Annotated in this window: 13 protein-coding genes; 5 read left to right on the plus strand and 8 right to left on the minus strand. The window is 47.8% G+C overall.

Annotated features, from left to right (window positions below; genetic code table 11):
- The first annotated feature begins 5 nt into the window (after positions 1 to 5).
- The 4 genes from ABGV42_RS09385 (at position 6) to ABGV42_RS09400 (ending at position 4,003) form a co-directional block, all read left to right on the plus strand.
- Positions 6 to 2,096 (plus strand): ABC transporter ATP-binding protein, encoded by a 2,091-nt coding sequence (locus ABGV42_RS09385; protein WP_347381443.1) that lies wholly within the window; start codon positions 6 to 8, stop codon positions 2,094 to 2,096.
- 230 nt (positions 2,097 to 2,326) lie between these two features.
- Complete coding sequence (locus ABGV42_RS09390; RefSeq protein ID WP_347381444.1) at positions 2,327 to 3,022, plus strand: TetR/AcrR family transcriptional regulator; 696 nt, start codon at positions 2,327 to 2,329, stop codon at positions 3,020 to 3,022.
- Complete coding sequence (locus tag ABGV42_RS09395) at positions 3,019 to 3,813, plus strand: DUF4097 family beta strand repeat-containing protein (RefSeq protein WP_347381445.1); 795 nt, start codon at positions 3,019 to 3,021, stop codon at positions 3,811 to 3,813. The genes ABGV42_RS09390 and ABGV42_RS09395 overlap by 4 nt, the downstream gene beginning before the upstream one ends.
- A gap of 16 nt (positions 3,814 to 3,829) precedes the next feature.
- Positions 3,830 to 4,003 (plus strand): hypothetical protein, encoded by a 174-nt coding sequence (locus ABGV42_RS09400; RefSeq protein WP_347381446.1) that lies wholly within the window; start codon positions 3,830 to 3,832, stop codon positions 4,001 to 4,003.
- Between the two features lie 51 nt (positions 4,004 to 4,054).
- Here the strand turns inward: ABGV42_RS09400 and ABGV42_RS09405 are convergent, their stop codons facing one another.
- The 7 genes from ABGV42_RS09405 to ABGV42_RS09435 all read right to left on the minus strand — a co-directional run bounded on the left by ABGV42_RS09405 (position 4,055) and on the right by ABGV42_RS09435 (position 10,931).
- Positions 4,055 to 4,702 (minus strand): YdcF family protein, encoded by a 648-nt coding sequence (locus ABGV42_RS09405; RefSeq protein WP_347381447.1) that lies wholly within the window; start codon positions 4,700 to 4,702, stop codon positions 4,055 to 4,057.
- Positions 4,695 to 5,249, minus strand: a complete 555-nt coding sequence (locus ABGV42_RS09410; RefSeq protein WP_347381448.1) for a hypothetical protein — start codon at positions 5,247 to 5,249, stop codon at positions 4,695 to 4,697. Before ABGV42_RS09410 ends, ABGV42_RS09405 begins: the two co-directional genes overlap by 8 nt.
- 93 nt (positions 5,250 to 5,342) lie before the next feature.
- Entirely contained in the window at positions 5,343 to 6,053 is a 711-nt protein-coding gene (locus ABGV42_RS09415) for a hypothetical protein (RefSeq protein WP_347381449.1), read from the minus strand.
- Positions 6,050 to 7,117, minus strand: coding sequence for an ABC transporter ATP-binding protein (locus ABGV42_RS09420; protein ID WP_347381450.1), 1,068 nt, complete (start codon positions 7,115 to 7,117; stop codon positions 6,050 to 6,052). Before ABGV42_RS09420 ends, ABGV42_RS09415 begins: the two co-directional genes overlap by 4 nt.
- A gap of 6 nt (positions 7,118 to 7,123) precedes the next feature.
- Positions 7,124 to 8,851 (minus strand): arginine--tRNA ligase, encoded by a 1,728-nt coding sequence (argS, locus tag ABGV42_RS09425; protein ID WP_347381451.1) that lies wholly within the window; start codon positions 8,849 to 8,851, stop codon positions 7,124 to 7,126.
- A 618-nt stretch (positions 8,852 to 9,469) separates the two neighbouring features.
- On the minus strand, positions 9,470 to 9,805 hold the full coding sequence (locus tag ABGV42_RS09430; RefSeq protein WP_095287680.1) for a four-helix bundle copper-binding protein: 336 nt from the start codon (positions 9,803 to 9,805) through the stop codon (positions 9,470 to 9,472).
- Between the two features lie 67 nt (positions 9,806 to 9,872).
- Positions 9,873 to 10,931 (minus strand): CobW family GTP-binding protein, encoded by a 1,059-nt coding sequence (locus ABGV42_RS09435; protein WP_347381452.1) that lies wholly within the window; start codon positions 10,929 to 10,931, stop codon positions 9,873 to 9,875.
- A 170-nt stretch (positions 10,932 to 11,101) separates the two neighbouring features.
- On the opposite strand from ABGV42_RS09435, the gene ABGV42_RS09440 reads away from it, so the two are divergent.
- Positions 11,102 to 11,620 carry a MogA/MoaB family molybdenum cofactor biosynthesis protein gene (locus ABGV42_RS09440; protein ID WP_347381453.1) on the plus strand — a complete coding sequence of 173 codons (519 nt, stop codon included), beginning with the start codon at positions 11,102 to 11,104 and terminating at the stop codon, positions 11,618 to 11,620.
- 95 nt (positions 11,621 to 11,715) lie between these two features.
- Here ABGV42_RS09440 and ABGV42_RS09445 read toward each other — a convergent pair whose 3' ends face one another.
- Positions 11,716 to 12,273: a hypothetical protein gene (locus ABGV42_RS09445; protein ID WP_347381454.1), complete on the minus strand. Its 558-nt coding sequence runs from the start codon at positions 12,271 to 12,273 to the stop codon at positions 11,716 to 11,718.
- Position 12,274: the final 1 nt, after the last annotated feature.

Here is a 12,274-nt window from a genome sequence, read left to right on the forward strand (position 1 = left end):
ACGTTTTGAAGTCGAATACAGGCAAAAGGCTGCTTCAATATGCCCTGAAAGCCAAAGGTACGTTTATTGCAGCTTTAATCATGCTAACGATCGGTGTGGCGGCTGAGCTCGCCGGTCCGTTCATCGCCAAATCGATGATTGACAATCATCTGCTCGCCATTGAGCAGCCGTTCTATGAATCGGAGGCTTCATCCGAAGCCGCGGTCTACAATGGCAAGAATTACAAACGCGAAGGAAGATTCGAAGCCAGTGAAGTGAAGGGTGCCGAAGTCAGAGTACTGCAAGCCGGCAAAAGCTTTTATTTTGTCAATGAACCGGTAAGTGCACCCGATGGGGATCGTTCATATGAAAATGGTACCCTAACGGTTACGCGTGCTGGTGAAGTGACCGGCCAGTATGCGGCAGAGCCGCTTTCCGCTGGTGAACTCTTTGCTTTTTACAAACCTGAGATGCCAAGCATCTATCAATTAATTGTATATTACATGATCTTTCTTGTAATTTCGGTCATTATGGAGTTTGGTAAAACCTACTGGCTGCAGTCCTCTGCGAACAAAGTGATTCAAAGGCTTCGTAATGATGTCTATGCCCATATTCAAAGACTGCCCGTGCACTTTTTTGATAATCTTCCTGCAGGTAAAGTCGTTTCACGGGTCACAAACGATACAGAAGCCGTTAAGGATCTGTTCGTTGCCGTACTGTCGAACTTTTTCTCAGGAATCATTACGATTACGGGTGTATATGTCGCCCTCTTCCTGCTGGATTTCCGCCTCGGACTGATCTCATTGTTCGTTGTACCGATGCTGATTCTGTGGATTGTGCTCTACCGCAAATTCGCTACCCGTTACAATACGATTATTCGTTCACGGCTGAGTGAGATCAATGCGATTATCAATGAGTCCATTCAAGGGATGTCCATTATTCGCGTATTCCGTCACCAGAAGCAGACCAAACAGGAATTCGAAGATCTGAATGACGATTATATGAAACACCAGAACAAAATGCTGAACTTAAACGCCTTCACTTCTCACAACCTGGTAAATGTATTGCGGAATATCGCGTTTGCCGTTGTCCTGTGGTACTTCGGCTCCGGGGTACTGGATGGAACCAGTATCATCTCCTTGGGTGTTCTATATGCATTCGTCGATGTTCTGGGCCGTTTGTTCCAGCCGATCACCGGCATGGTCAACCAACTGGCGAACCTGGATTCCTCCCTCGTATCGGCTGGACGTGTCTTTGAGCTAATGGACGAACAGGGAGAACCGGTAACCGATGGCTCCATGCCAAGGTACAAGGGAAATGTTGTATTTGACGATGTATCCTTCGCTTATAAAAAGGACTACGTACTGAACAATATCTCGTTTAAAGCATCGCAAGGCCAAACTGTTGCCTTGGTCGGTCATACCGGTTCGGGTAAAAGCTCAATTATCAACCTGTTGTTCAGGTTCTATGATCCGCAAAAAGGCAAGATTACTATTGACGGTCAGGACGTCAAGGAATTGCCGAAACAGTGGATTCGGCAGCATATGGGCATCGTGCTCCAGGATCCCTATCTCTTCACCGGCACCATTGCTTCCAATGTAAGTCTTGAAGATGAACGCATCACTCGTGCCCAGATCGAACAGGCGCTGCGTGACGTGGGAGCAGAGCGGATTCTGGCACATCTGCCCCAGGGATTCGATGAACCCGTCATTGAAAAAGGAAGTACGTTATCTGCCGGTCAACGTCAATTGATCTCCTTTGCACGAGCACTTGCCTTCGATCCGGCTATTCTTATTCTCGACGAAGCAACAGCCAATATCGATACGGAAACGGAAGCTTTGATTCAAAATGCGCTGGAAGTCCTTAAAAAAGGACGGACCACATTCATCATCGCTCACCGCCTCTCCACGATCCGTTCGGCTGACCAGATTCTGGTCCTGCACCGCGGTCGTATTGTGGAACAGGGCGCGCACGATGAACTGATGGAACTCCAAGGACGATATTATCAAATGTATCAGCTTCAGCAAGGGGCACAAGCGATTGGCGGAGCAAACGCGAACAGCGGCTCTGACAAGGCCATCCGAACGTCCGCTTCCTTAGCTGGAGGTAATATGTAACGCTGCATGCCTAAGAAATTTATTGAATTCAATGTCTAAATTTTCACTTTTTACCGCCCTGTGTGTAGGCTTCCCGGTCTGCGTACAGGGCGTTTTTGTTTTATAAAAAATCAAACTGAAGTGTATTCCTTATTCGGTAGATCGCACTCTCACTTTCCTCATATTGACATTCAGGACATTTAGCCTTATCATACATACCAACGGTCGGTATCATAAATTTGGAGGTAACCATGGCTAGGAACAAACACCCTGAACAAACGGTTCAGCACATTCTAACCGTAGCAGCACAGCTATTCACTGAGAAAGGATATGAGAAGACAAGTATCCAGGATATCCTTGATGCTCTTGGCATGTCCAAAGGCGCAATATATCACCACTTTAAATCCAAGGATGAAATCCTGAATGCAGTCATGGAACAGCAATTTGCCTACTCAGCCCGCATGCTGGATCAATTGGTGGTTGATACCACTGCAGCTACAGCACGAGAAAAATTAGTTCATATTCTGGAGCATGTTCTCTCTGACCCACAGGCTCACTCCCTGGATCGGGTTCTTCAGACTCAGATCAAAAATCCTGTCTTTATTGTCAGAGGCATCCAACAGGCTGTACAACTCGACGCACCCGTTATTGCGGATATCCTGAGAGAGGGTATTGAGGATGGATCGATTAGTACATCTGATCCCGAGGCAACGGCTGAAGTATTTATGATGCTGGTTAACATCTGGATCAATCCTGCAATCTTTGGCCGCACAATCGCAGATACGAAGCAGCGCCTTATCTTTTTGCAGTCGCTGATGAGAACGCTTGGGGCTGATATCGTGAACAATGAGTTGATCGAACGAATTCTGATTCACCATAAGGAGATTGGTGCATTTGTAACTGATGAGAATGACGGTGGTTCAAAAAATGAGGGGGCTTACGATTGAAGCGTGATGGACTTATTATTTGTAAAGAAATGAAGTTGGAGAAACCTATTCATCTCCTCTCTCTGAATTGGATGCATGGGGATGTGCATATTGCCACTGGTGTGGATGAATTCGTTCGCGTTATTCAACGAGCGAGTGGCCGCTTTCCATTGTCCCGGTGTTATGAGGCTACGGTTAACAACCATACACTTCACATTATTGATGGATACAAGCAGGCTTTCCCGCTCGGCCTAAACTTTCGTCGTACATCACTGAGCATCCTGCTCCCTCCCCATACATTGGAACGAATGACCCTGAAAACCGTTGGGACACGAGTCACAATCCCCAACATCGCCTCACAACATTTGGATTGTCGCTGTACATCAAGCAAGCTGAACTTATCGGGTCATACAAAACACATGAATCTGCGTGCAATCGGCAGTCGGGTAGAAGGTATCAATCTGCATTCCAATCAGCTCAACCTTCAAGCCACCTCTTCTCCCATTCATCTACGTGGACAATTCACTCACATTCATTCCCGATCAACTGGCAGATCGCTTACGATCCAGTCTTCCTCCATGCTTCATTCATTGGACCATGTCTCTACCAGCAGCCATATAGACGTTCAAATTCCTGATAATGACGACGGATTCTACCTACACTTTAGGCAAACTGGAGGTCGCTTCAAAAGCGACTTTGAACTACAGAATCATGGCGATCAACGTATTTATGGTCTCGGCACTTATCCATTTCAAGTGAACGTTAGAGGCGGGTCATTTCGCGTTGGAAAATCTTCACCACATATATCATAAACAGGAGGATTTAAGCATGAGCATCGGCTGGATTGTAGGCAGCAGCTTCGCTACTGCCGTGTTATTAATGGGGATTATCTGTTTGATCATTGGCAGACGCAAAGGCAATATCGTGCGATGGCCCTGGTGGTTTATCGGATTTGGCGTAGCAGCACTGGTCAGCGCAGCCATTAATTATCCTGGGACATAGAACCTGCCAAGTTGTGCAATAAGAAAAGACAATCCACACTTCGCCTCAAGGCTACTGCAGATTGTCTATCCATCCTTTTACCGTATATCCCATATATAACACAGTCTCTCGCGCCAAAAATGGAATTTGGCTGCGCCAGGTCTGATAGGCTGTCGTTTGTGTTGGAGACGGAACGGCATCCATGCCGAGTTCACTTGCCAGCTTCATGGCCCGCTTCATATGCAGCGGGTCACTTATGATCGTATAATTCTGGTACCCTGCCTTATTCCCGATCGAGATGGAGTTAACCATATTCTCCTCTGTAATTCTTGATTGTGTTTCGATCAGAATATCTGCTGGATCTACGCCGTGTGCAACTGCATAATCTCTGCCCACTTCCGCTTCAGAACGCTCGCCTGCACGACCCGAACCGCCGGTAAAGATGAGGTTAGATATCGTCCCCTGACGATACATTAAAATAGCATGTTCGATCCGCTCTCGAAATACGGGTGAGGGATGATCCCCGTCCACAGCAGCACCAAGGATGATGGCGGCATCACTTTGTCTGGTCGATTGCTCAGCCGTGTATGCCGTGATCAACCAGGCCGTAACTATGGCCCAGAGAATCCCTGTGAGCATCAGAGATGTAATGGAAACGACCAGCCAGCTCCACTTCCCTCTTCTTTTCCGTTTTCGTTCCTCTACCTTGCCGTCAATCACGCTGATTCTCCTCTTCCATGCTTCGGGCATGCAAGCTTTCGGAATGCATATGTTCAAGCCGCCGCAGCGCCGCAGCCGATTCAGCATTCAATCCTAGCTGTGCGATCCAGGCACCCGCATATTGTTGAAGGCTGATCTCCAGCTCCTGAGCACGGTCTTTGAAATCCTCCAGTTCTTTGATCATGCGCGATCGTCCCTCAGCACTAAAGGTTTCGTGGATTCTTTCCTTAAAGTAATGATGCACAATGCTATTCCGCTGTTTCCATAATTCATTCAACTGACGGGTCTCTTCATCTGAAAACGTAAAGTGATGCCGAACTTCATGAATGAGCTGCCCGAGTGAACTGCTCATTTTCCGCTCATACAGATCTTCCAGGTCTTCATCGGATACAGCCTTGCCTTGAGACATTTTCATCAACAGAATCAGATTGACGAGCTGCTGCTCAAGAGCTTGTCCATAATAAACAGCCAATCCGTAGTATGCAAACAATTCTCTGGAGTGTTCGCTATCCAGCATGTCACCATTCTGCATGTCTGAGTTTTGCAAAAGCGAGCGCCCCTTTCATTCCCGTACCCATTCTATGTTCCTCTATCGTAACCAAAGAAAGAGCAACATTCAAGTCGTAGGGATTAACGGCTTCTAACTCCGTATATCCCTTCTTCCAGACAGCCATACATGAATGGACACGAGGACGAACGCATACATTACAGCCCATATGATTGATAATAAGACTGCTCCCCACTTTGCTTCTTCAAATATCATCATCTCACGCACAAGATAGAAAGCTGGGGGTAATACCTTGTTAAGCCATTGCAGCCATTCCGGTAAATGATTCGTTAGTGAACCTTGGACAAACGAAAGCAGCAGTAGAACAATTAATCCTGGCAGACTGCGACTAAACCGGGGAACATACGATTTTTGAAAGAAAAGACTTACACCTAGACCCAGCAGTGACAATGCCAAATGCCCAAACCACGCCATCATCCACTCCCCTCCAGTCGGCTGCCTCTCAAACATGCCAAACATCACAGGATACAACACGGTTATTATCACAAGCGCACACTGCATCATCCATGCACACCATAACTGCCCAAAGATAACTTTTCGTCTGCTTCCTGCATGCAGCACAAGCAATTGAATCTGCCCCGCTGGCTCTGCGTTCATTACAGATAACCCCAGCCAGGCAGACCCAAAAAAGAGAAGCATCGCCGTAACACTATAACTGTCCGCAATCGGGTTGGGCCGATATGAATAGATCAGGAGCATGGCGATGACGTACATCACCACGGGTGCAAAATACTTCTGTGAACGGATGTAATGTCTCAACAAATACAGGGTTAGATGAATCATGGTGATTCTCCTTCCATAATGCAGGGCTGAGAATGGGAAGGAGCAGATTCAGTGATGCTTTCCTTCAGATGATCTGCCGGATGATGACCTTCCAGCAAACGTTCCAAATGTACTCGGCTTTCCTCCTGCAATACAGACACAATCGAACCGCCAGCCGCAAGAATCCGACCGATCATACGGTCCGTTTTACTGCGTTCAACTTTCCAGTCCCATACTACTTCGTTGCGATCATTCCTCGCCCAATGACGATCGATCTGCAAAACGCCCTCCTGTTCAACAAGGTTCGAATATGTATGTAGCAGCTCCATATCCGATCCTTTCATTTCACTCTGGATTCGGACAATCGGCTCTCCTAACTCTTTTAGATCTGCGCGTTTCCAATGTCGTAATACACGCCCCTTCTGAAGCACATACACGTGGTCGGCCATACGCTCAATAAACAGTGCTTCATGACAAGCTGTCACAATGGAAGTCCTTTCTTTTTTCCATTGTTGCAGCAGAGATACGACCGCCTCCTGAGCAGGAATGTCCAGGCCGGATAACGGCTCATCCAGCAGCATGAGTCCGCCTGGACCTGGCAGCATCGCTTGAATCAGGTTCACCTTTTGAAGCGTTCCTTTAGATAACAGAGATAAATTCTGACCAAGCGCAGACCCAAGAAAAAGCAACTCACTCAGCTCGTTTATTCGTTGAGTCAGCAACGCAGGGCGGATGCCACGGATACGGCCCATTTCCCACAAATATTCGGCCGAAGTGAAAGGCAAACGTGGCAATCCGTCGAGCGCATACATCTTCTTTTCTTTAAAAGTTTGACACACCACGCCTTTGTCAGGAACAAGAAGGCCTGCCAACGTACGCAGCAGTGTGCTTTTACCTGAACCATTTCTGCCCACCAATACGGCGCATTCGCCAGATTCCACATGTAGATTAATCTCACTCAGTACGGGTACTCCTCCGAGGCGTTTGCTCACATGCTGAAGGGAAACGCCTGCGGGCAACCTGCCCGCTTCATCATCCTTAGGTTCATCTTCTTCACGACCAGTTCCATGCTTTCCCCATTTCACAGAACATCACATCCGTTCAGGTGCCTGTACGCCAAGCAAGTACAGACTGCGGACAATACGTTCAGCTGTGCACGTGGTTAAAGTCACCCGGAATGGCCTTATTTCAGCCGGAGCATCAGCGATCCGTTCGGCGTGATAGAAGCGGTTGAACGCCTGGGCCACATCAATCGCATACTTGGCAATCACCGAAGGTTCATTGCGCACAACGGCTTTTTCAAGGTACCCCGGATAATCCGCCAATAGTTTAAGCAGAGCCCATGTGGCGTCTCCAACGTTTGCTGTATGACTTGCGCCATCATTGATCTCTGTATCATCCGAGCTGGTCGCATGGCCATTCTTACTACTCTTGTTCGCATCCTTGACCTTGGCAAGCACACTGTTCATCCGAGCATAGGTGTACTGCACATAAGGTCCGGTCTCCCCTTCGAAACTGACCGCACTTTCCAAGGAAAAATCAACATCGTTCAGACGGTTATTGCGCAAATCACCAAAAACAATCGCTCCTACACCTACTGCTTCGGCAACATCCTGAGCGTTGTCCAGATGTGGATTTTTCTCTTCAATGATCTGTAAAGCCCGAGCAACCGCTTCATCCAGCACTTCTTGCAAAAAGACGACTTTGCCACGCCGGGTGGACATCTTCCGCCCTTCAAAACGCATCAATCCAAACGGGATATGCTCACAGTTCGCAGCCCACTCATATCCCATCCGGGACAATACGGCGAATACCTGTTTGAAATGCAGCTTTTGCTCTCCCCCAACCACATATAACAGCTTATCTGCCTTCATCACATCATGACGATAAACGGCTGTGGCCAAATCTCGGGTAGGATAGATGGTTGTTCCGTCTTTTTTGATAATCAGGCAAGGTGGCATATTTTCTTCTTCCAAACGCACGACTAACGCTCCATCACTCTCTTCTAGTAAACGCCTGGATTTGAGTTCTTCCACAACCGCTCCCATTTTGTCATTGTAAAAGCTCTCGCCAAGGGTATGGTCAAACTGTACATTCAGGCGTTCATACATCCGATCGAATTCCTTCATGCTCACTTCAACAAAGAAAGTCCATAATCGTCTGGCCTCTTCATCTCCCTGCTCGAGTTTGCGGAACCATTCGCGAGCTTCAGTCTCCAGGGTGGGGTCATTCTCTGCTTCATCGTGGAAACGCACATAGAGTTCAAGGGATGTGCGGATAGGCTCTGCCTGCAGCGCTTCGTCATTACCCCAACGTTTGTAGGCAGCAATTTGTTTTCCAAACTGGGTTCCCCAGTCACCAAGATGATTTACACTCACCGGGATATATCCCGCTTCACTATACAATCGATAGAGTGCTGCACCAATAACGGTTGAACGAAGATGTCCAATTCCAAACGGTTTCGCGATGTTGGGGGATGACATATCAATTAATACGCGTGCATCCTTACCAATCTTGAGCTTACCAAACGATGGGTGGTTCACCTGTTCCAGCAACTCCGCGGACCACTTTTCCCGGTTAAACTGGATATTCACATAAGGCCCTGCCGCCACAGCTGTAAGGTCTCCTGTTTTCAGCTCGCTTGCAATCTCCGCAGCAATCGCTGCAGGTGCTTTTTTCCGGGATTTGGCGAGTACAAAACAAGGGAATGCTGCATCCCCCAGCTCCGGTTGTGGTGGGATTTCCAAAAGTTTTAGTATCTCTTCTTCCTGCAGCCCTGTAATAGGTGCAAGATGTGCTGCCGCTTGTTTCATTAACATGCTTAACACTCCTTTGTCTGACATTGAATAATTAGATATAAAACAAAAAAAGCCCCCGTCTCTATAAAAGAGACGAGAGCTGATCTGACAGTTCCCGCGGTACCACTCTAGGTGAACAACCTCATACTCGCACATGTATTATGGCGTCCGAGGCTGCTCCGCTCGGTGCGAATAACGGCCGCATGCCGGATTACCCTCATGAAGATGCTTCGTCATTCTGCCAAAAAAGCATCACTTCGGATAACCATCTCACGGGTGCGGTTCACACAGGTCATGTCATACCGGCTTCCACCTGCCCCGGCTCGCTGTTAAGCATGATTCTGGTTACTCTCCCGATCACGGATATTCATCGTTTCAATTCATTGCCATCATTATACATATCGTTCCTGACTTTGGCAACCTGTCGTGAAAATCCTATGAGAAGGCCACTCGGATTCTTCAAGTCAGTTCTGCACTCATGATACTAACAGTGCGTGCTTCCGGTTTAATTTAATCGTAAAAATCCCCTCATCATTACAACGTATCCGCACATCTCGTTTGATGTACCTTACGTTGAATTCATGAGGGGATCACGCCATTCATATTCAAAGTCATTAGGCTGTTACATGTCATCTATGATTAGGCTACCGCTGCCATTAAACGGCAAGCTTCTGCACACTTACGGCAAGCTTCGGCGCACGCCTGACAGTGATCGTGTTCATGTTTGCTGCATTCCGCTGCACATGCTTCACAAGCTTTTACACACAGTTCGCAAATTTCGGCGATGAAATCACTTCCACGCGTCATGGCTTGAGCAGCGAAGCCACAGATTTCGGCACATTCGCGGTCCAGTCGGATACAGTCACGCAGCATGGCCAGATCGTATTCTTTCAAGCTGGATATGTAACATACGTTGCAAGCATTCATGCACTCCAGGCAAGCATCAATACATTGTTGATATTGTTGTTGTGTCATTTAAAGTTACCTCCCAGGCAAAGTTTGCTATGCTTCTTAATACCCAGTTCGGAGGAACCTTGAATCATTATGCCTGATTTATCGCTTCCATTTCCAGTAATTGCTGGCGAATGACAGCTTGGTCAAAATGCTCACCTATGAACACAGCCACGTTTGGCACGTCTCCCTGAGGCGTGATTTTCATATAATCCGATTCCCGATACGCATACTGAAACCAGAATCGGCTAGCTGTGTCACTAAAGGAAAGAATGCCCTTGGCACGGTATACATCCCGCGGCAATCCGGCTATAAATTGCTCAAAAGCTTCACTGTTCACCGGTTGGTTAAAATAATGCGTATACACCATAACATGCTCATGTGACGCATGAGGAGCGTGGTGTTCATGATGATGTTCATGACTATGGCCACATCCATGCTCTGAACATGCATCGGTATGGACGTGATCTGCTGAATCCTCCCGATGATCCGATTCCGCTGCAGCTTGATAAGCATGCACCCCATCTCCGCTTTGAAGCAGCAGGTCCATGTCCACTTCACATCGCACAGCTTGAATAACCGGGGCAAAACCGTTCCACTTCGTCAGCAGCTGCTGCAGATCGCTTATCTCCTGCTCGCCCACCCGGTCCGTTTTGTTCAGGATCAATACCGAGGCACAGCGAATCTGCTCCTGCATCAGCTTGAACGTCTGTCCCTTCTGCTCCTGATACAAACCTGACAGATGTGCTGCATCCACAACGGTAATGAGACTTTTCAGCTCTAGACGCATATATAACGATGTTTCCGTTACGGCATCCAGAATCTCCATCGGGTTGGCTGCTCCCGTGGCTTCGATGATGATGACATCCGGTGACTCCTCCTGCACAAGATCAGCAAGCTGGAGACCCAGATCCCCTCGAACCGTACAACAGATGCAGCCCCCGAGCATTTCGGTCATGGGTACTTCAGCATCTACAACCTGACCATCCAGATTTACCTCACCGAGCTCGTTCATGACCACTGCCGGACGTAAGCCTGCTTGCTGCCAATGTTCAATTAACTGCACAAGAAGCGTCGTTTTCCCGCTCCCCAAAAAGCCTGACAATATATATACAGGTATGGACTTTTCTTTTTTACTCGTTACGCTCATTGCTATACACCTCTCTGGCTGACCATTGTATGGATCATTCTAATTCTATATCTAGCGAGTGTACACCATCCTGCATTCTTTGTGCAATATGATCAATTCTTCCGCGGTGCATTGCCTGAAACTGCCGAATGGTCTATGCTATGAGGAAATGTGGATTAGGAGGATATCTCATGACCAATTCAGTGGAACAACATCGTCAGGAAGCACCGGACAAGGTCTCCTGCATGATTGTCACCGTATCGGATACCCGGACCAAGGACACGGATACCAGTGGACAACTCATGCATCAACTGCTGACCGAAGCAGGATACCAAATTGCAGAATATATCATTACGCCGGACGAAACTGAGCGCATTCGCACCATTCTGCAGGACGCGGCCGTACGAGATGATATAGAAGCCGTACTACTGAGTGGCGGAACCGGGATCGCTCCTAGAGATACCACGTATGAAGCCGTATCCTCTCTGCTCGACAAGGAGCTGCCCGGCTTCGGTGAAATCTTCCGGTTTCTCAGTTACACGGAGGATATCGGTTCAGCTGCGATTCTGAGCAGAGCTGTAGCCGGAACGATTGGACGTACGGCTGTTTTCTCCATGCCGGGCTCCAAGGGGGCGGTCAAGCTGGCAATGGAAAAGATTATTCTGCCAGAGCTGCGGCATGTGATGCGTGAAATATACAAACCCGTCTGAATGATCAGACGGGTTTGTCGTTTTCTCCAGATTTATTTAATTCATCCCATGAATGAATATGTTTCACATTGTCGCTGCTTTCCTGTCCTCTGCGATCATTTCAACTGATTAAGCACATGCTGGAACACTTGGGTTACCTTTTCTCTATAAATGTCCTTCTCCCCACCTGATGCGGTGTATACAAGTGACACATACCCTTTGCTCCGAATCGTTGTTTGACCTAGTACATTTTTGATAACGGCCTGATCATCAGAATTACCATACATTTCTTTCATACGTGCGGTTCGTGTGTCTGAATCTCCAAAAATGTGAACCTTCACAACATGTCGGCTGCTTCCATTCAGCAGGTACATGTAGGAGATTCCGCCCTCGCCATCATCTGCAGACATGTTGTTCATCAACTTGATGTCTCTGGCGGCAAAAGCTTTATCCAGCTCCTGAATTAATGGACCGTTTAACCCGTGCCCCTGACTCCGGGCTCTCATATTGCCCTCTTCCGTCGCTTGCCCGCTGTACACCTTTCGCTCCTGTTGAGCAGATTCACTTGAACAGGCAATAAGTGATCCCATACACAGCAGGATAATACAGCCAGCAATTACGGTTCTTGCACCTCGTCCTACTTCCCACTGCGCCTCTTTTCTTCCAACACGCATA

This window comes from Paenibacillus pabuli (assembly GCF_039831995.1).
GTDB classification, from domain to species: Bacteria; Bacillota; Bacilli; order Paenibacillales; family Paenibacillaceae; genus Paenibacillus; species Paenibacillus pabuli_C.

Coding starts and splice junctions, on each gene's coding strand:
- ABGV42_RS09390 (WP_347381444.1), top strand. CDS start 2,327: ATGGCTAGGAACAAACACCCTGAACAAACGGTTCAGCACATTCTAACC.
- ABGV42_RS09400 (WP_347381446.1), top strand. CDS start 3,830: ATGAGCATCGGCTGGATTGTAGGCAGCAGCTTCGCTACTGCCGTGTTA.
- ABGV42_RS09415 (WP_347381449.1), bottom strand. CDS start 6,053: ATGATTCATCTAACCCTGTATTTGTTGAGACATTACATCCGTTCACAG.
- argS (WP_347381451.1), bottom strand. CDS start 8,851: ATGTTAATGAAACAAGCGGCAGCACATCTTGCACCTATTACAGGGCTG.
- ABGV42_RS09430 (WP_095287680.1), bottom strand. CDS start 9,805: ATGACACAACAACAATATCAACAATGTATTGATGCTTGCCTGGAGTGC.
- ABGV42_RS09435 (WP_347381452.1), bottom strand. CDS start 10,931: ATGAGCGTAACGAGTAAAAAAGAAAAGTCCATACCTGTATATATATTG.
- ABGV42_RS09440 (WP_347381453.1), top strand. CDS start 11,102: ATGACCAATTCAGTGGAACAACATCGTCAGGAAGCACCGGACAAGGTC.
- ABGV42_RS09445 (WP_347381454.1), bottom strand. CDS start 12,273: ATGCGTGTTGGAAGAAAAGAGGCGCAGTGGGAAGTAGGACGAGGTGCA.